This window comes from Arthrobacter sp. MPF02, from assembly GCF_046605375.1.
Classification (GTDB): Bacteria; Actinomycetota; Actinomycetes; order Actinomycetales; family Micrococcaceae; genus Arthrobacter.
Genome location: NZ_CP176772.1, coordinates 1,116,851 through 1,134,903, shown reverse-complemented (window position 1 = coordinate 1,134,903; position 18,053 = coordinate 1,116,851). Strand labels below are relative to the sequence as shown.

Below are 18,053 nucleotides of genomic sequence, written 5' to 3'. Positions count from 1 at the left end.
TTCCTCCTGTTGGGGCCTGTGGTACAGGGGACCCTTACCCCTGCCCCTCCCGGGCTAACAGGACCCCGGCGACGGCGGCGATGTCCGCCGGAGTAGTCCGGCAGCAGCCGCCGATAATGCGGGCGCCCAGTTCCTGCCAGGCCGCTGCGCCCGCCTGCAGGTTGGCTGGCCCCTGTGCAGCAGGTTCGCCTGCGGCCGGTCCCCAGGTCTTGGTGTCCGGATCATACGACTCCCCTGAGTTGGGGTAGGCCAGCAGCGGCGTCTCCGTGGCCTGCGCCAGGGCGGCGAGCGCCGGGGCCACGAGGTGCAGCGGAACGCAGTTCACGCCGACCGCCGCCACGTTCGCCTTGCCGTCCAGCAGTCCGGCAACGGATGCCAGGGGCGTTCCGTCACTGATGTGCCCGCCGTCCCGGAGGCTGAAGGAGAACCAGGATTCGACGTCGAATTCCTCGGAAAGTGCCAGCAGTGCCCCGGCCTCGGCGAAGGAGGGCAGCGTCTCGAAAGCGAGGAAGTCGACGCCGGCCTCAACCAGCGCCGCCACGCGGGGACGGTGGAAGTCGCGGAACCCGTCCACGGACAGCCGATAGTCCCCGCGGTATTCGGAGCCGTCCGCGAGGTAAGCCCCGTAGGGCCCTACGGATCCGGCAACCAGCAGGGGCCCGGCGTCGGGCCGGCCGGCGAGGTGTTCCTTCCGCGCCTCGTCCGCAAGCCTGACCGACAGGGCGATGAGCTCCAGCGCCTTGTCCCCGCTGATCCCCCGCCGCGCGAACCCCTGCGGGGTGGCCTGGTAGCTGGCGGTGGTGGCAATCCGGGCGCCGGCGGCGAAGTAGTTCCGGTGCACTTCCTTGATCAGCCGGGGCTGTTCCAGCAGGACTTTGGCCGACCACAGCGGGTCGTCAAGGTTGCAGCCACGCGCCTCGAGTTCGGTGGCGAGGGCGCCATCCGAGACGACGAGACCGTGGCGCGGGAGCAGGGCGGACAGCGCTGGGTTGCCGGACATAAATGGCCACTATAATTGATCGGTCATGCAGTGTTCCTACTTTGATGCCGCCCGCTGCCGCTCGTGCACCCTCATGGGCACCCCCTACGCGGAACAGCTGGCCGGCAAGCAGTCGCACTGCCAGACCCTGCTCAGCGATCACGCCCAGTTGGAATGGCTGCCGCCCCTGGCCAGCCGTGAGTCCGGTTTCCGGAACAAAGCCAAGATGGTGATCGGCGGAACCGCCCAAAGGCCGACCATCGGGATCCTCGACGCCGACGGCTACGGGGTGGACCTGCGCAAATGCGGCGTCTGCTCCCCGGGTCTTCGCGCGTGCTTCCCGGTGCTTGCCGGGTTCATCCGCTCCAACCGCCTGACGCCCTACGACGTCCCGCGGCGCAGCGGGGAACTCAAGCACGTCATCATCACCGAATCACCGGACGGCGAGATCATGCTGCGCCTGGTCCTGCGCTCAGAGCAGCTGGTGCCGCGGATCCGGAAAAACCTCCCCGCGCTCCTGGCCGCCCTGCCGCAGGTGAAGGTGGTCTCGGTCAACCTGCTTCCGGAACACAAAGCCGTGCTTGAGGGCGACCGGGAGATCCTGCTGACGGAGCAGTCCACCCTGAACATGCGGGTCAACGACATCAACCTGCACCTGCGGCCGCAGAGCTTCTTCCAGACCAACAGCGAAATGGCCGCCGCCCTGTACCGGCAGGGCCGCGAGTGGGTCAACGAGCTGGCGCCGGCCTCGGTGTGGGACCTGTACTGCGGCGTTGGCGGCTTCGCCCTGCATGTAGCTGATCCCTCCCGCGCTGTCACCGGCATCGAGTTCAGCAGCGAGGCCATCGTGTCCGCCAGGCTCAGCAGCGAGGAGGCGGGTCTGCAGGGCATGGACTTCCAGGCCGGGGACGCCACCGCGTATGCCCTCAAGGCAAGGCAGTCGCCCGAACTGGTGATCGTGAACCCGCCCCGCCGCGGCATCGGCAAGGAGCTCTGCGGCTGGCTGGAATCGTCGGACGTGCAGCACGTGGTCTACTCCAGCTGCAACGCACAGTCGCTGGCGCGGGACCTGGCGGCCCTCCGCTCGTTCACGGCCCGGCGGGCCCGGGTGCTGGACATGTTTCCGCAGACCAAGCACTACGAGGTGATGGTCCTGCTGGAGCGCGCGGCCTGACCTACAGCTGCGCCCGCGCCCTTTCGACGGCGGCCGCGCCGGCTTCCTGCCCGCTGGCCCGCAGTCCCGCAACTACTCCCGCGGCGTCCGCGGCGGACCGGTTCTGGCTCAGTTTTTCTTTCGCCTCGATCCGGCTGATCACCAGTTCAACCCCCACGATCGCGCGCAGCTGGCCCGCGATGAACCTGTCCGGGGCGTCGTCCACGCTCCAGGGGTGTTCCCGCCCATCCTCGTGCAGCCTGGTCAGGCGACGGACGTGCCGTGCCAGCCAGCCGGCGTCGTCATGGATCCTCAACCCGCCGTACACGTGGGCGGTGGTGTAGTTCCAGGTGGGCACCACCCGGCCGTGCTCCGCCTTGGAGGGGTACCAGGAAGGCGAGATGTAGGCGTCGGGGCCTTGGAGGATGACCAGCGCTTCGCCCTGCATGGGAGCCAGTGCCTGCGGGTTGTTCCGGGCGAGATGGCCGTGCAGGGCTCCGTGCTCCCCCACGGACGGCTCGAATACCAGTGGCAGCAGTGTTGCGAGCAGGCCGCCGCCGGTCATTGTGACCAGGTTGGCTGCCCCGGGCCGGGCCAGGAGGTCACCGACGGCGTCCGGCCGGGCGGCGAAGTGGGCGGGAATGTACATGGAAGGTCCTTTCGTTTTGTTAGGAAGCCGGGCGCCGGACGCGGACGGCGGCGCCGGCGCAGAGGATGATGGCCAGGCCGCCGGTGATCGTGGTCCAGGTGACGGCCTCGCCCAGCAGGAGGGCAGCCCAAACAATGCTCATCACCGGCTGGGTGAGCTGGATCTGGCTGACCTGTGCGATGGGACCGATGGCCAGGCCCCGGTACCAGGCGAAAAAGCCAAGGAACATGCTCACCACGGCCAGGTAGGCGAAGGCAGCCCACTGCGCAGGAGAGGCCGACGGCGGCTGGGCGGCCGCCGCGAGCACCGCCAGGACCAGCATGGGCGGCGCTGCGAGGACCAGGGCCCAGGCGATCGTTTGCCAGGGCCCCACCTCCCTCGCCAGCAGTCCGCCTTCCGCATATCCGACGGCGGCGCATCCCACCGCGCCGAGCAGCAGGAGGTCGGCCCAGTGCAGGTGGCCAATGCCCCCGGACTGCAGGAAGGCAAAGGTGACGGCGGCCAGCGAGCCCAGGACTGTTATTGCCCAGAAGGCTGCGGGCGGACGCTCGCGGGTGCGGAGCACGGCAGCTGTGGCGGTGGCGGCGGGCAGCAGGGCGATGACCACTGCGCCGTGCCCGGCCGGGACGGCGGTCAAGGCGTAGGAGGTGAGGATCGGAAAGCCGACGACGACGCCTCCTGCCACCAGCGCGAGCCGCGCCCGGATGCGTGGTGGCGGAAGCCGCTGCCGGGTGAGTGCCAGGGCAGCGGCTGCGAGTACGGCGGCCACCACGGCCCGGCCTGAGCCGATGAGCAGCGGCGACAGCCCGGCCACGGCAACTCGGGTGAAGGGAACCGTGAAGGAAAAAGCCACTACGCCCAGGAGTCCCCACCCGATGCCGGCGGAGGTCCGCGGTGATATCACTGGGCGAACCTGGACAGTAGCGCTACTATGATTTCTCATGAATAACGATAGCAGTTCCCGTATCGTGCTGGAACTTCGGAAGTGGATATCCGGCGCCGCCCCGGGCGCCAGGCTTCCGTCCACCCGCTCACTCGTGGCCGGCTACTCGGCCAGCCCCGTGACGGTACAAAAAGCGCTGCAGGCACTCACCGCGCAGGGCCTGATCGAAAGCCGCCCCGGCGTCGGGACCTTCGTGCGGGCGGTGCGGACTGCCCGGCCTGCCGACTACGGCTGGCAGACAGCGGCGCTGGGGACCCCGCCGTCGGCCCTTCCGACGGCGTCAGGCACCATGCGCGACGTCCCCAACAGCGTGATTGCATTCCACTCCGGCTACCCGGACCGCGAACTGCTGCCGGAACGGCTGGTCCGCGCGGCCCTGGCCCGGGCGGCCCGGGCCGACGCGGCGCTGTTCCGCCCCCCGGCGGCCGGGATGCCTGAACTTCAGCAGTGGTTCGCCCATGAACTGGGAACCGCAACACCGGCGGGCATCACTCCCCCGGCGCCGGGTGACGTGATCGTGCTCCCGGGCAGCCAAAGCGGCCTGAGTTCAATCTTCCGTGCCCTGGTGGGTGCCGGGCAGCCGCTGCTGATGGAATCGCCCACATACTGGGGCGCCATCCTGGCGGCAGCGCAAACGGGTGTGCGGGTGGTGCCGGTTCCCAGCGGCCCCGACGGTCCCGATGCGGCGGAGCTGGCCCGGGCGTTCGAGGAAACCGGGGCGCGGGCGTTCTATGCGCAGCCGAACTACGCCAACCCCACGGGCGCGCAATGGAGTCGCGGCCGTGGTGACGAGGTGCTGGAGGTGGTCAGCGCGCACGGCGCCTTCCTGATCGAGGATGACTGGGCACATGATTTCGGCGTCACGTCAGACCCCATGCCGGTTGCGGTCCGGGACGACTCCGGGCACGTCATCTATATCCGGTCGTTGACCAAGAGCGTGTCCCCCTCCATCCGGATTGCAGCCGTTATTGCCCGGGGCCCGGCCCGTGAGCGCATCCTGACACACCGCGCGGCCGAGTCCATGTACGTGAGCGGACTGCTGCAGGCGGCGGCGCTGGATGTGGTGACGCAGCCCGGGTGGCAGACGCACCTGCGGAACCTGCGCCAGCAGCTGCAGTCGCGGCGGGACCTGCTGGTGGCGGCCATCCGGGAGCACGTTCCCCAGGCGCATCTTGAAGCCCTGCCCAAGGGCGGGCTGAACCTTTGGCTGCGCATGCCGGACGGAACCGACCTTCCGCGCCTGGCGCGCGACTGTGAGGACCACGGTGTAGTGATCGCCGCAGGCACCGAGTGGTTTCCGGCCGAACCCGCCGGCCCGTTCATCCGCCTCAACTACTCCGGTCCGAACCCCGGGGCCTACCCGGAAGGCGCCCGGATCATCGGCGAGGCTCTTGCAAGAAACAGTGTTTAGCTTGCCGCTCAGATACTACTGTTGGACTAGGCAGTGGGCTGCCGCCCACGTATTTAAAAGGTGACAGACCATGAACAATTCCCAACCGCTGGCAAACGCGCTGGCCGAAGTGACGGGTCAGGTGGCAGGCGGGTTCCTCACCGAGGAAAACGCCTCCCGGGCGGTTCAGTCACTGGCGTATGCACTCATGGACTCAGTCCCCAATTCCGCGGGGGCCGGAGCCTCCATTATTAATGCCCGCGGCCGCCGCGAGACCACTGGCGCAACGGATCCTGTAGTGCTGCGGGCGGACAGACTGCAGTACGAACTCGGGCAGGGGCCGTGCCTAAGCGCGTGGGCTGAACAGCGGGCCATCATCATCCAGGACACCAGGCAGGAAACGCGGTGGCCCAAGTGGACGGCTGCGGTGGCGGAACTTCCCCTCCGCTCGGTCCTGAGCGCTCCCCTGACCTCTGAGGGCAGGCGCATTGGCGCGTTCAAGGTCTATTCCCCCACGCCGCTGGTCTTTGACGACCACTCCGTGTTCATGATTGAACGGCTGGCCAGTCCTGCCGCCGTCATTTTGGGGCACGTTCGGGACCGTGAAGCCTCACAGCGGCTGAGTGCGCAACTGGCGGAAGCCCTGGCCAACAGGGACATGATCGCCAAAGCAGAAGGCGTTCTGATCGAGCGCAGGAAAATCGGCTCCCCGGAGGCGTTCGCCGCCATGCTTGCCATTTCCAGGGAAGAGGACAGGCCGCTGCTGGAGGTAGCGCGGGACATCGTCCACGGCCTGGCCGGCCAGTAGGAGCGTCCATGGACGAATTCGAGAAGCCGGAAGGCCAGGCACAGGCAACCCGGGAAGCCATGGAAGAATCCGGGATCACGGTCAATGCCGTCTGGATGCGCTACTTCAGCTTCACCGGCGCCGCAGGTGAATACGAGATTGACGCCTACCTCAACGGATCCCTGCAGCTGCCCGCGCACGAACGGGACCTCGTCTCGCATGCCGTCAACGAACTGATCAAGGAGCTTCCGCCGCGGCGGATGGCGCCCTACAGCACCAACGGCAAGAACCCCGAACCCGAACGTGACCCCTACGGGGAGAAGTCCGGGGAAAACAGGTAGGAGCTAGGACTTCACCAGCTCCTCGCTCTTCTCCCACAGACCGCGCGCCAGGTCCGCGTCGTACGCCTGCGGGTTGGCCTTAGCCAGCGCACGCCTTGCATAGTAGCCACCGGACAACCAGTCCTTGCCGGGGGTGCCGTTGATAAGCCAGAGCATGGTGTCCGCGCCCTGGTCCGGAGTGAGCATAAAGCGGTTCAATAGCGTGGTGTAGGCGTGCCGGAACCAGCTGCTGGAGTCCGCCGCGAAGTTGGTGCGGACCACGCCCGGGTGGAACGCCGCCGTCGTAATTCCCTTGCAATGGAAGCGGCGGTGCAGCTCTGAGGTGAACAGGATGTTGGCGAGCTTGCCGGTGCCGTACGCACGGTTGGTGGAGTAGCCGTGCCCGGCCGTGAGGTCAGCGAGATCCAGCCGGCCGAAGGTGTTGGCCATGCTCGCCGTGTTGACCACCTTCGCGTTACTTGCCGTGAGGGTGTCCATCAGCAGGCTGGTGAGCAGGAACGGCGCCAGGTGGTTGACCTGGAAGGTGGCCTCGTTCCCGTCCACCGTGAGGGTCCGCTCGCCCATGATGCCGCCCGCGTTGTTGGCCAGGACGTCGATGCGCGGGTAGTCGGACTTCAGCTGGGCCGCGAGGGCGCGGACCTGGTCCAGCTCGGCGAAATCCGCCAGAAAGTAGTCCGCGTTCAGCTCCTTGGCCAGGGCCCGGGTCTTCTCCTCCGAGCGGCCGACAACCACCACCTGATCCCCCGCCTGTGCCAGCGTCCGGGCGGCTGCTGCGCCAATGCCGTCGCTGGCGCCGGTGATCACGATGGTCCGAGGAGTCAAGGGGTGTCCTTTGGTCAGGCGCCTCGAGTGGGGGCGCACAAAGGAGACCAACGACGGCGGCACCCGCCGCGTTCCCGCCGGTCGCGTTCCTCGCTGGGAGCCTGTCCAGACCCGCGCACCATCAAGACTGCTTTTGTCATGCAGTTAACCGGCGATTCATATCCTCCTCCCCGCCCGTCCAACCGGCTTTCCTACGTTGTAGGGCATGGAAAACATTTCCCGCAGATCCCTGATTTCCGCCGGCCTGGGGGCCGGCCTCGTCGCCGCCCTGCCGAGTGCCGCCGTCGCTGTTTCCACAGCTGACGACGCCGGCCTCCGCACTGATCCCTTTATGCTCGGCATTGCGTCCGGTGAGCCGTGGGCGGACGGCTTTGTCATCTGGACCCGCCTGGCACTGGACCCGCTGGCCGGGAACGGCCTGGGCGGCATGCCGTCCCGCAACGTCGCCGTTGCCTGGGAAGTGGCCGAGGACCCAAACATGCGCTCTGTAGTAGCCCGCGGCGTCGAACACGCCCGGATCGAAACCGCGCACTCCGTCCACGTCGAACTGCGCGGCTTGAAGCCCGGCCGTGAGTACTTCTACCGTTTCCGTGCCGGCAAGCACCTCAGCGAGGTGGGCCGCACCCTCACCGCACCCGCGCTGCACGAGACTCCGGCCGCTCTGGCCATGGCCTTTGCCAGCTGCTCCCAGTACGAGCACGGCTACTTCACCGCCTACACCCGCATGGCAGAGGACCACCCGGACCTGGTGCTGCACCTGGGCGACTACCTCTACGAATACAAAAAGGACAGCTACGTGATCGGCGGCGGCAACCCGCGGGACCACCAGGGTCCGGAGACCGTCACCTTGGAGGGCTACCGGCAGCGGCACGCCCAGTACAAGTCAGACGCCGACCTGCAGGCAGCGCACGCGATCGCACCCTGGCTGGTGGTCTGGGATGACCATGAGGTGGACAACAACTGGGCCGACGAGGTCCCGGAGAACAGCGACGCCGGCCAGATGAACGACATCACCGAGCGGTTCCGGCAGCGCCGCACCGCCGCGTTCCAGGCGTACTACGAGAACATGCCGCTGCGTGCCTCGTCCGTCCCGGCCGGGTATGACATGAAGATCTACCGCACCATCCAGTGGGGCCAGCTGGCCAACTTCCACATGATGGACACCCGCCAGTACCGCGACGACCAGCTCGCCGGCGACGGCTGGAAGAAGAACGTGGCCGAGCGCCTCGCCGAGAACCGCACGATCACCGGGGCCGAGCAGGAGAAGTGGCTGCTGGACGGGTTCAGGAACTCCACCCAGCGCTGGGACATCCTTGGCCAGCAGGTCTTCTTCGCCGAGCGCGACCGTGCCCGGGCGCTTGATGTGGACGATGTCTCCATGGACGGCTGGGACGGCTACGCCGCCTCCCGCCGCCGCATCACCCAGGGGTGGCTGGACGCGAACGTGCGCAACGCCGTCGTGCTGACCGGCGACGTGCACCGCAACTGGGCCAACGACCTCAAGGTGGACTACAAGGACCCCGCCTCGCCCGTGGTGGGTTCGGAGTTGGTGTGTACGTCCATCACGTCCACCGGCAACGGCAGCGGTTCCACCACGGACCCGGTGATGGCCTGGAACCCGCACCTGAAGTTCTACAACGACAGCCGCGGCTACGTGAACACCAGGATCACCCGGGACGCGATGACCGCCGACTTCCGGGTGCTGGATTACGTCACGACGCCGGGATCCCCCGTCAAGACGCTGGCCTCCTTCAAGATCCAGGACGGAGTCCCGGGCCTCCAGGCCTGAGCCCGCCTCCGGTGGTTGAGCCCGCTTAAACCCTCCGGTGGTTGATCACGCCCAAACCTAAATGTAAGTAGCGCCAAGTGCCGTTTTGAACCCTCAAAACGACACTTGGCGCTACCTAGTTGGGGTGGGGCTAGCCCGCCAGGCCGGCCAGCAGGAAGATGACGGCGGCGATGGCGAAGCCCATCACACCGATCAAGGTTTCCATCACGGTCCAGGTCTTCAGCGTGGTCTTGACGTCCATGCCGAAGAAGCGGCCCACCAGCCAGAAGCCGGAGTCGTTGACGTGGGAGACGACCACGGAACCGGCGGCCACGGCGAGAACCATGGTGGCCACCTGCATCTCGTTGAGTCCGGCGGCGGCCACGGCCGGAGCGATGAGGCCCGCTGTGGTGGTGAGCGCCACGGTGGCGGAGCCCTGCGCGATGCGGAGGATGGCCGAGATCAGGAAGCCGGCCAGGATCAGTGGAATGCCCACACCGCCCAGGACATCCGCCAGCGCCTTGCCGATGCCCGAGGTGCGGAGCACGCCGCCGAACATGCCGCCGGCGCCGGTGATCAGGATGACCGAGCAGACCGGACCCAGTGAGGATTCGAGCAGCTTCTCCAGCGCTCCGGCGTCCTTGCCGCGCTTGGCGCCCAGGACGAACATGGCCACGAGGACGGCAATCAGCAGGGCTACCGGAGTTTCACCAATGGTGCGCAGGATCTGGAACCACTGCTCGTCCTTGGCGCCTTCGGGGAGGACACCGGAGGCGGCCAGGGTGTTCAGGCCGGTGTTCATGAAGATCAGGACCAGCGGCAGGAGCAGCAGCCCCACGATGGTGCGGAACCGCGGCGGGTTAGCTTCGGCGTCTGCGGTGGCGTGGCCCAGGATTCCGGGCACCGGAAGGACCAGCTTCTTCCCGGTGTAGAGGCCGTAGAGGTAGGCGGTGACGTACCAGGTGGGGATGGCCACGATGAGGCCGGCGATGGTGACGAGGCCAATGTTGGCGTCAAAGAAAGCGGACGCGGACACCGGGCCCGGGTGCGGCGGCAGGAAGATGTGCATCACCGAGAACGCGCCGGCGGCGGGCAGGCCGTAGCGGAGCACTCCCCCGCCCAGGCGGTGGGCGACGGCGAAGACGACGGGCAGCATGACCACCAGGCCGGCGTCGAAGAAAATGGGGAAGCCGAAGATCAGCGAGGCCAGGCCCAGTGCGAAGGGGGCGCGCTTCTCACCGAAGACGCCGATGAGGTAGTCGGCCAGCACCTTGGCGCCGCCGCTGGTTTCCACGATCCGGCCGAGCATGGCGCCCAGGCCCACCAGGAGCGCCACCGTGCCGAGGGTGGTGCCGAAGCCGTTGATGAGGACCGGGACCACCTGGTTGGCGGGGATGCCGGTGGCAAAGGCGGTGCCGAGGCTGACCAGGATCAGGGCGAGCAGGGCGTGTACGCGCAGCTTGATGATGAGGAACAGCAGGACTGCGATCGCGGCCGCTGCGATGAGCAGCAGCGGACCTGCTCCCAGCGTTTGGGTCCATCCTTCGATGGTCATGGTTCTCCTTTGAATCAGAATTGTTTGTTGGGGTTTGGGGCTTTAGGGGGCGCAGGGCGCCTGGCCGGCGGGAAGGTCCAGAGCCTGCACGACGGCGGCGACCAGCTCCTGCGGTGAGCGTGCGATGTCGAGGCGGAGGCTGCCGGCGTCGAGCTCTTCCTGGCTCAGCGCCTCGAGCGTGGCGAGCTGGCTGGGCAGCAGCGTGGGCGGCATGAAGTGGCCTTCGCGGCCCTGCATGCGCTGGCTGATCAGGTCTGCACCGCCGTCGAGGTGGAGGAAGAGGACCCGGCCTTCGGCTTCGGACAGCAGCTGGCGGTAGCTTTTCTTGAGGGCCGAGCAAGTGAGCACGGTGCTGCAGCCTCCCCTGGCCTGGGCGGTCATCCAGTCCCGGATCTCGCGGAGCCACGGCCAGCGGTCCTCGTCCTGCAGCGGGATTCCCTGGGACATCTTTGCGATGTTCGCTGCCGGGTGGAATTCGTCAGCTTCGGCGCAGGCCCAGCCCGTCTTCTCCGCCAGGGCGGCGGCCAGGGTGGATTTGCCGGATCCGGCAACGCCCATCACCACAAGATGCGTGGGTGGATACTGCATGTTCATACCTCCGGAGAAGACGTCTTTGGCTTTCGAAGAAGCACTGCGTTGCCCACGGGAAGTGGGCTACGCCATAAGGTATCACCTTTTAGGCCGTTAGGTACTACCTATTCGTGTCACAAGTCATACCTTTGTGCGTTGTCCCGGTATTCTGGAGGGGCGCTGCGGCGCAGAGAGAGGCGGCAAAGAATGTCGACGGCGACACCAGGGGACGCGGAGGACGCGTACGACGGCGGGGCCTCCCCCGCGATGCATGAGCGCGTTCTGGAGGCGGTTGGCATAGCCATTGCCTCCTCGAAGCTTGCGCCGGGCAGCCGGCTCACGCTTGAGGGGCTGCAGCAGGAGTACAGCATTTCGCGGACCGTGGCGCGGGACACCATGAAGGTCCTGGAGTCCATGAACCTGGTCTACTCGCGCCGCAGGGTGGGCATCGTGGTGCAGGACCCGGCGCTCTGGAACGTGTACGACCCCAAGCTGGTGCGGTGGCGCCTGGCGTCGGAACGCCGTGCCGAGCAGTACAGCAGCCTGACCGAGCTGCGCATCGCCGTCGAACCGATTGCCGCGGCAGGGGCCGCACGCCGGGCAAGCGCGGCCGAACGCGCCCAGCTTGTGGCCCTGGGAGCCGAACTTCGCCGGCTGGGTGAGGCCGGCGACCTGCAAAACTTCCTGGCTGCCGACATCGAGTTCCACCAGCTGCTGCTCCGGAGCTGCGGCAACGAAATGTTCCGCGCGCTGGAGGACATGGTGGCCGAGGTGCTGACCAGCCGGACGCAGCAGGGGCTGATGCCGTTCAAGCCACGGAACGAGGCGCTGCAGGCGCATGAGGACGTGGCAGCCGCCGTGGCGCGCGGCGACACCGCGGTGGCCGAGCGGGCGATGCACCACATCCTGGACGAAGTGCGGGAGGCGATGGGCCTCGGCGGCTGAGCCTTTGCAACCCCATAGTTACGCCGGCCCAGAATAAGCGTGAGTGCCGGTGCTGCACGGGGAAAGGTGCCCGCACGCGTGGGTTAAGAAAAAGCAGGGCCTGCCAGCTGGCAAGCCCTGCTTCGAGGAAACCTAACGGTCCCGGAACCCTAGATAATTAGAGTGCCTGGATGTTGGTGGCCTGGGGACCCTTGGGGCCCTGCTCGGTGTCGAAGGAAACCTTCTGGTTCTCTTCGAGGGAGCGGTAGCCGTTGGAGTTGATCGCGGAGTAGTGCGCGAAAACGTCCTGCGAGGAGTCGTCCGGGGAGATGAAGCCGAAGCCCTTTTCGGAGTTAAACCATTTGACGGTGCCAGTAGCCATTATTTTGTCCTTCGTGAAGGTGGAGGAAAATCCCGACTTTCGGGGCCTCCGGCGTGGGGTGTTCAAAAACCGCTACTTCAGAAGGACGCGGACTTTCGACCGCGCGTACTGCCTGAATTACTAACTGCATAAACACAACAACAGGTTCAACACTACATGAGATTCCCGGGTTTGGACAGGGTCGGTTTCGACAAGCTCAACCACAGGCGGCTAGAGCGAGGCACCCCCGCAGATTACGTAGTTCTGACCCGTGATGGACTTGCCGTGCGGTCCCAGAAGGAACGCAGTCAGGGCGGCCACGTCCTCCGGGTCCACCAGGGCACCAAGGGCGGGCAGCTTAACAGGCGTGGCGGCGCGGCCGGGGTCGTTCAGCATCGGGGTGTCGGTAGGACCCGGGGAGAGCACGTTCACAGTGATTCCCCGCGGCGCCAGCTCCTGCGCCCACGTCCGGCCCAGCCCCATCAAGGCAGCCTTGGTGGCGGCGTACTGGCTCTTGCCGGGAGACCCCGTGGAGGTGCGGCTGCCCAGCAGGACCACCCGGCCGCCGTTGGGCATGGATGGCACCAGGGCGTTGGCCAGGACGGATGCCGCAGCCACGTGCACGGTAAACATCCCCTGCAGGGCGGCCGGGTCAAGATCGCCCAAGTGCGCGGTCCGCTGGAACCCGGCGGCGTGCACCAACGCGTCCACTGGCCGCAGCCCCGCTACGGCGTCAGCCAGGGACTCCGGCTCGGAGAGGTCCGCGCGCAGCCACTCGAACTTCCCGTCCACGGTTGTCTCGCTCCGGCTCAAACCGGTGACCGACCAGCCGTCGGCCAGGAGCCGCCGGGTGATGGCCAGGCCGATTCCGGAGCTGCAGCCCGTCACAACGGCATGCTGCTCAAGCCCAAGCTCAGTCATTGATCGAGCCGTCCTCCAGGCCGCCCGGCGTCTGCGTTCCCTCATACGCCCACTGCGGGTCCACCCTGACGAACTTGATGGCCTGGCGGAAGTACGTGTACGCGATGTTCAGGGACCCGTCCGCGCCCTGGTGGATGGACGGGTAGGAGTATTCGCGGTTCAGCCCGTCGCGTGAGTTGTTGGACAGGCAGTACCCGTCCCCCACGTCCAGGTTCCGGCGGATGGGCCACGAACGGCCTGAGTCCTCGGAGATGGCCAGCGTCATCGGCGACCGCGGCGTGCCCCAGAAGGCGCGCTTCACGCCGTCGTCACCGGAGAAAGCGGAAGCGTCCGGTTCGGCGACCTGCCCCTGCTCCTCGGCCAGGCCGTCGTCGTCGATCTCGTCGTAGAGGGAGAGGCGGCGCTCGGTGTTCTCCTGCGCCCGGCTGTGGTTGTACACCAGGGCCAGGCGGCCGTCGGCGAGCGCGGTGAACTGGATGGAGGAGTTGTTGTTGGGCAGTTCGGTGGGGACGGGCTCGCTCCAGGTGGTGCCGTCGTCGGTGGAGCGGGATTCGTAGATCGAGTCGGCCCAGCGGCTGCGGAACAGGGCCAGCAGCGACCCGTCGGCCACCGGCTGGATGTTCATGTGGACGCAGCCCACGCTTCCGGGCAGGACGTGCTCGCTCCAGGTGGCGCCGGCGTCGTCGGAAATCATCACGGCGCTGTCGTCGCTGTTGCCCACCCACTTCTCCCCCGGCACGGTGATGCAGCGGAAGATCGGCACGATCAGGCGTCCGGACGGCAGGACTACGGGCAGCTGGCGGACGAACACACCACCGGTGGCGTTCGCGGGGAAGAGTGTCTCCACCTCGCCCCAGGTGCGGCCGCTGTCCGTGGAAATACGACGGCGGACCTCGGCGGTGTCCTGGTTGCCCGCCTTCTGCGCGGTGTACAGCAGCCAGAGCAACCCGTCAGGCGCGGTGAACAGGATGGGGTTCTGCTCGGAGCGGGCGGAGTCATTCGAAAGCTGCTGCGGCTCGGACCACTGGTCGCTGCCCGGCTCCAGGGTGGAGAACCAGATGGAGATGTCAGGCACGCCCTCCTGGGTGCCGCCGAACCAGACGCAGCCGAGGCGGCCGTCCGGCAGGGTGAGCAGGTTGGCCGCGTGGCTCTGCACGGTGGGCGCGGGCAGGTAGGCGAAGTCGGCGCCGTCGGCCCGCTTCACGGCCCCGTCCGGGGTGATGGTGCTGTACGCGTCGGTGGTGGTGTTCTGCATCGGTGTTAGTCCTTTGTAGTGGCGTCGGAGCGCGCGGCGTCGAGGTGGGACTTGGCGATCTGTTCCAGGTGTGTCAGGTCCGAGGCGATGGTGGCGAAGGTGTAGCCCTGGGCGAGCCGGCGCCCGGCCACCTCCCCGGCGGGCGTGTGGATGCCGGCGGCGATGCCGGCAGACGCTGCGGCCTCGGCGATGGTTTCCAGCGCGGCGTTGAATTCGGCCTCGACCTGGGGATCCCCCGGGAACGCCCCGCCTACCGCGATGGACAGGTCGGAGGGTCCGACGTAGATCCCGTCCAGGCCGGGGGTGGCGCAGATTTCCTTGACGTTGGCCAGTCCCTCCGGCGTCTCGATCATGGCGAACACCAGCGTGGTGCCGTTGGCGTCGGCGGGCTTTGGCCCGATCCGCAGGGCAGAGCGCATGGGCCCGTAGGAGCGGCCGCCCATTGGCGGGTACTTGGCGGCGGCCACGGCGGCGGCGGCGTCTGCGGCGTTGTTGATGAGCGGGACGATGACGCCCACGGCGCCAGCGTCGAGGGCCTTGCCGATGGCGGTGAAGTCGTTGGCCTCCACCCGGACCATGCCGACGGCGGTGTGCCCGGCATCGATGGCCATCAGCCCGTTGAGCACACCCGAGTAGCCCAGCAGCCCGTGCTGCGCGTCCAGGGCAACGTAGTCGTAGCCGAGCCGGCCGATGCGTTCGGTGGCCACGGGCGCGTCCAGCACTGCCCAGTAGCCCACCGCCTGCTCACGGGCGCGGATCTTGCGGGCGAATTCGGTGGCCAGTTCGGAGGTCATCAGAGTCCTTCAGTTGGTAACGGTTCAGGAAGTGAGTATGTGTCAGCGGTTGTAGGCGGGCATCGGGCCGCGCAGCGAGGTTCCCACGGCGTCGCAGGCTTCCACGACGTCGGCCGGCAGCGGACCGTTGGCGACGGCGGCAATGTTGGCGCGCAGCTGTTCCACCTTGGACCCGCCCAGCAGCACCGATCCGACGCCGTCCCGGTAGGCGAGCCAGCGCAGCGACAGCTCGGCCAGCGGCATGCCAGAATCAGAGGCGATCCGGGACAGCTCGCCGACCGCGTCGAACAGCTGTTTGTCCCAGTACCGCTGCGTGTACATGGCGGCGAGCTTGGAGTCGCCGTAGCGGCCCTCGGCGGGCTTGGCGTCGAAGCTGTGCTTGCCTGTGAGCAGGCCGCCGCCCAGCGGGTTGTAGACCATGGTGTGCACATTGTGGGTGGCGGCGAATTCGAGGTATTCCTCCTCCAGCCGGCGGGCCACCAGGTTGTAGAGCTGCTGCGCGACGACCGGCCGCGGCGCGCCCACTTCGCGTGCCGTGTGGATGACGTAGGCGATCTGCCAGGCGGCGAAGTTGGACACGCCCAGCGCCCCGATCTTGCCCTCCGCAACCAGCTCGGCCACGGTGGAAAGCGTGTCAGCCAATGGTGTGGCACGGTCCGGCTGGTGCAGGTAGAACAGGTCGATGCTGTCCACTCCCAGCCGGCGCAGGCTCCCCTCCACGCTGGCCCGCAGCCCTGCCGGCGAGAGCGGCGAATGAGAGCCTGCATCCGCATGGGGCATGCCGGCCTTGGAAGCCAGGATGACGCCGTCGCGCTTTCCCTTCAAAAGCCGCGCGAGCATCTCCTCCGTCACGCCGCCCACGTAGGCGTTGGCGGTGTCGATGGTGGTGATGCCGACGTCCAGCGCTTCCTCCACCATCCGGCCGGCCGTGGCCTCGTCCGCGGTGTCGCCGAACGTCATGGTCCCCAGGACCAGCCGGGAGATGGGAAGTTTCAGGCCGTCCACCTGGGCGCCTTCGGGCTGCGTGCTCATGTGTTGAATCCTCGTGGTTGCGTTCGTTGGAGAGTCAGGAGTTGGGCTGGTTCTACTGGTTAGCCAGGGCCAGGGACCGGACCACGTGCCGCGGCTTCAGGCCCGTCATGATTGTGGGATCCAGCGCGGCGCGGCGGAGCTTGCGGGTGTAGTCCTCCTTGGGGGCGGTCAGCACGGACGCCGTGGTGCCGTGCTCAACCAGCTTGCCGCGCTGCATCACCATGACGGTATCGCTGATTTCCTGCACCACCCCCAGGTTGTGGGAGATGAACACGTAGGTGATGCCGGTGTCGTCCTGGATGGACTTCAGCAGCCGCAGCACCTGGGCCTGCACGGAGACGTCCAGGGCGCTGGTGGCCTCGTCGCAGACCAGCAGTTCGGGCTTGGAGGCGAGCGCCCGGGCGATGCCGATGCGCTGGCGCTGGCCACCCGAGAACTCGTTCGGCCGCTTCTCCAGGGACCTGGCGGGCAGGCCCACCTGGTCAATCAGTTTGGCGGCGGCCTTGTGCCGCTCCGCCTTGGACCTCACGCCCTGCAGCTTTAGCGGCTCGGCCACGATCTCCTGCGCCGTCATGTGCGGGTCCAGCGAGCCGTACGGGTCCTGGAACACCATCTGGAACTTGGAGCGCAGCGGCCGCAGCTTCGCCTCGCTCATGGACGCGATATCCGTGCCGTCCAGCGTGATGCTGCCGCTGCTGGGGGTAACCAGCCGCATGAGGGCCTTGGCCACGGTGGACTTGCCGCAGCCGGATTCGCCCACGACGGCGATCGTCTTGCCTTTGTCCACGGAGAAGGAGACGTCGTCAACGGCCCGGAAGGTCCCGCCGGGCACATGGTAGTCCACCACCAGGTTGTCGACGGCGAGGAACGGCTTCGTCATGGCTTTGCTCCGGTCTGGGTGAGGGCTGGGTCAGGGGGGCTGGCGGAAGAGCCGCCGGAAGCGGCGTGCGCAGCGCGGGAACCCGCGGCGGGCGTCTCGTCCCACGGCCCCAGGACGGGCACGGCGGCCAGCAGGGTCCGGGTGTACTCGGTGGCGGGGCGGTCCACGATCTGCTGGACCTCGCCGGACTCGACGAAGGAGCCGTCCTTCATCACATGGATGCGGTCGGACATCAGCCGGGCCACGCCGAGGTCGTGCGTAATCATCAGGATGCCGATGCCGCGCTGCTCCTGGAGCTCCAGCAGCAGGTCCAGGATGCCGCCCTGTACGGTGACGTCCAGTGCCGAGGTCGGCTCGTCCGCTACCAGCAGCTGGGGTTCGGAAGCCAGGGCGATGGCGATCAGCACGCGCTGCAGCATGCCGCCGGAGAGCTGGTGGGGGTACTTCTTCAGCTGCTTCTCCGGCGTCGGAATGTGCACCTGCTCCAGCAGCCGCACCGCCCGCGCCTGCAGCGCTTCCTTGTCCTTCGCGGAGGCGGCGCCGGCGATCCGGATGGCCTCGAACAGCTGGCTGCCGATCGAGTGGACCGGGCTCAGCGCCGTCATGGGGTCCTGCGGGATCAGGGCGAGGGTTTTGCCGCGCACCTTGTCGATGGCTTTGGGTTCGGCGGAGATGTCGACGCCGTCAATCATCACGGTGCCGGACAGTACCGCCAGGTCCTCGGGCAGCAGGCGGAGGATGCCCATCGCCGTCGTGGATTTTCCGGAGCCGGACTCGCCGATGATGGTGACCGTCTCGCCGCGGTGGATGCTGAAGCTGACGGAGTCCACGGCGCGGATGATACCGGCGTCGGTGATCAGTTCCACCTGGAAGTCGCGGACCTCCAGCAGCGGCTGCTCCTTGAACGGGGTCTCAGTGGAAGCAGTCAT

At 67.4% G+C, this 18,053-nt stretch carries 19 protein-coding genes; 6 read left to right on the top strand and 13 right to left on the bottom strand.

What is annotated here, in order from left to right:
- Positions 1-34: 34 nt before the first annotated feature.
- Positions 35-1,000 (bottom strand): homocysteine S-methyltransferase, encoded by a 966-nt coding sequence (gene mmuM, locus ACLH0K_RS05390; protein ID WP_411375798.1) that lies wholly within the window; start codon positions 998-1,000, stop codon positions 35-37.
- A gap of 25 nt (positions 1,001-1,025) precedes the next feature.
- Between mmuM and rlmC the strand changes: the two genes are divergently transcribed.
- Complete coding sequence (gene rlmC, locus ACLH0K_RS05385) at positions 1,026-2,153, top strand: 23S rRNA (uracil(747)-C(5))-methyltransferase RlmC (RefSeq protein WP_411375797.1); 1,128 nt, start codon at positions 1,026-1,028, stop codon at positions 2,151-2,153.
- A 1-nt stretch (position 2,154) separates the two neighbouring features.
- Here the strand turns inward: rlmC and ACLH0K_RS05380 are convergent, their stop codons facing one another.
- Together ACLH0K_RS05380 and ACLH0K_RS05375 are read right to left on the bottom strand one after the other, a co-directional pair.
- A complete protein-coding gene (locus ACLH0K_RS05380; RefSeq protein WP_411375796.1) occupies positions 2,155-2,781 on the bottom strand; it encodes an FMN-binding negative transcriptional regulator in 627 nt (208 codons plus the stop codon).
- Positions 2,782-2,800: 19 nt separating this feature from the next.
- Positions 2,801-3,724 (bottom strand): DMT family transporter, encoded by a 924-nt coding sequence (locus ACLH0K_RS05375; RefSeq protein WP_411375795.1) that lies wholly within the window; start codon positions 3,722-3,724, stop codon positions 2,801-2,803.
- Between ACLH0K_RS05375 and ACLH0K_RS05370 the strand changes: the two genes are divergently transcribed.
- From ACLH0K_RS05370 to ACLH0K_RS05360, 3 genes are all read left to right on the top strand, one after another.
- Positions 3,723-5,135, top strand: a complete 1,413-nt coding sequence (locus ACLH0K_RS05370) for a PLP-dependent aminotransferase family protein (RefSeq protein ID WP_411375794.1) — start codon at positions 3,723-3,725, stop codon at positions 5,133-5,135. The two genes, ACLH0K_RS05375 and ACLH0K_RS05370, sit on opposite strands and share 2 nt — an antisense overlap.
- A 70-nt stretch (positions 5,136-5,205) precedes the next feature.
- The gene (locus ACLH0K_RS05365) at positions 5,206-5,922 is read left to right on the top strand and encodes a GAF and ANTAR domain-containing protein (RefSeq protein WP_411375793.1); all 717 of its coding nucleotides are present in this window, start codon (positions 5,206-5,208) and stop codon (positions 5,920-5,922) included.
- A gap of 8 nt (positions 5,923-5,930) precedes the next feature.
- The gene (locus ACLH0K_RS05360) at positions 5,931-6,242 is read left to right on the top strand and encodes a hypothetical protein (protein WP_411375792.1); all 312 of its coding nucleotides are present in this window, start codon (positions 5,931-5,933) and stop codon (positions 6,240-6,242) included.
- 3 nt (positions 6,243-6,245) lie between these two features.
- On the opposite strand, the gene ACLH0K_RS05355 is transcribed toward ACLH0K_RS05360, so the two are convergent.
- Positions 6,246-7,064, bottom strand: a complete 819-nt coding sequence (locus ACLH0K_RS05355) for an SDR family NAD(P)-dependent oxidoreductase (RefSeq protein WP_411375791.1) — start codon at positions 7,062-7,064, stop codon at positions 6,246-6,248.
- Positions 7,065-7,269: 205 nt separating this feature from the next.
- On the opposite strand from ACLH0K_RS05355, the gene ACLH0K_RS05350 reads away from it, so the two are divergent.
- A complete protein-coding gene (locus ACLH0K_RS05350) occupies positions 7,270-8,853 on the top strand; it encodes an alkaline phosphatase D family protein (protein ID WP_411375790.1) in 1,584 nt (527 codons plus the stop codon).
- 130 nt (positions 8,854-8,983) lie between these two features.
- Here the strand turns inward: ACLH0K_RS05350 and ACLH0K_RS05345 are convergent, their stop codons facing one another.
- Both ACLH0K_RS05345 and ACLH0K_RS05340 read right to left on the bottom strand, forming a co-directional pair.
- Positions 8,984-10,387: a GntP family permease gene (locus ACLH0K_RS05345; RefSeq protein ID WP_411375789.1), complete on the bottom strand. Its 1,404-nt coding sequence runs from the start codon at positions 10,385-10,387 to the stop codon at positions 8,984-8,986.
- Between the two features lie 42 nt (positions 10,388-10,429).
- Positions 10,430-10,975, bottom strand: coding sequence for a gluconokinase (locus ACLH0K_RS05340; protein ID WP_411375788.1), 546 nt, complete (start codon positions 10,973-10,975; stop codon positions 10,430-10,432).
- A gap of 189 nt (positions 10,976-11,164) precedes the next feature.
- On the opposite strand from ACLH0K_RS05340, the gene ACLH0K_RS05335 reads away from it, so the two are divergent.
- Positions 11,165-11,902, top strand: coding sequence for a FadR/GntR family transcriptional regulator (locus ACLH0K_RS05335; RefSeq protein WP_411375787.1), 738 nt, complete (start codon positions 11,165-11,167; stop codon positions 11,900-11,902).
- A gap of 157 nt (positions 11,903-12,059) precedes the next feature.
- On the opposite strand, the gene ACLH0K_RS05330 is transcribed toward ACLH0K_RS05335, so the two are convergent.
- The 7 genes from ACLH0K_RS05330 to ACLH0K_RS05300 form a co-directional block, all read right to left on the bottom strand.
- Positions 12,060-12,263: a cold-shock protein gene (locus tag ACLH0K_RS05330; RefSeq protein WP_411375786.1), complete on the bottom strand. Its 204-nt coding sequence runs from the start codon at positions 12,261-12,263 to the stop codon at positions 12,060-12,062.
- 210 nt (positions 12,264-12,473) lie between these two features.
- On the bottom strand, positions 12,474-13,163 hold the full coding sequence (locus ACLH0K_RS05325) for an SDR family NAD(P)-dependent oxidoreductase (RefSeq protein ID WP_411375785.1): 690 nt from the start codon (positions 13,161-13,163) through the stop codon (positions 12,474-12,476).
- Positions 13,156-14,418 (bottom strand): sialidase family protein, encoded by a 1,263-nt coding sequence (locus ACLH0K_RS05320; RefSeq protein ID WP_411375784.1) that lies wholly within the window; start codon positions 14,416-14,418, stop codon positions 13,156-13,158. The genes ACLH0K_RS05325 and ACLH0K_RS05320 overlap by 8 nt, the downstream gene beginning before the upstream one ends.
- 5 nt (positions 14,419-14,423) lie before the next feature.
- Positions 14,424-15,212 carry an HpcH/HpaI aldolase family protein gene (locus ACLH0K_RS05315; RefSeq protein WP_411375783.1) on the bottom strand — a complete coding sequence of 263 codons (789 nt, stop codon included), beginning with the start codon at positions 15,210-15,212 and terminating at the stop codon, positions 14,424-14,426.
- Positions 15,213-15,254: 42 nt separating this feature from the next.
- Positions 15,255-16,244 carry an aldo/keto reductase gene (locus ACLH0K_RS05310; protein ID WP_411375782.1) on the bottom strand — a complete coding sequence of 330 codons (990 nt, stop codon included), beginning with the start codon at positions 16,242-16,244 and terminating at the stop codon, positions 15,255-15,257.
- A gap of 52 nt (positions 16,245-16,296) precedes the next feature.
- A complete protein-coding gene (locus tag ACLH0K_RS05305) occupies positions 16,297-17,124 on the bottom strand; it encodes an ATP-binding cassette domain-containing protein (RefSeq protein ID WP_411375781.1) in 828 nt (275 codons plus the stop codon).
- Positions 17,121-18,053: an ABC transporter ATP-binding protein gene (locus tag ACLH0K_RS05300; RefSeq protein WP_411375780.1), complete on the bottom strand. Its 933-nt coding sequence runs from the start codon at positions 18,051-18,053 to the stop codon at positions 17,121-17,123. Before ACLH0K_RS05300 ends, ACLH0K_RS05305 begins: the two co-directional genes overlap by 4 nt.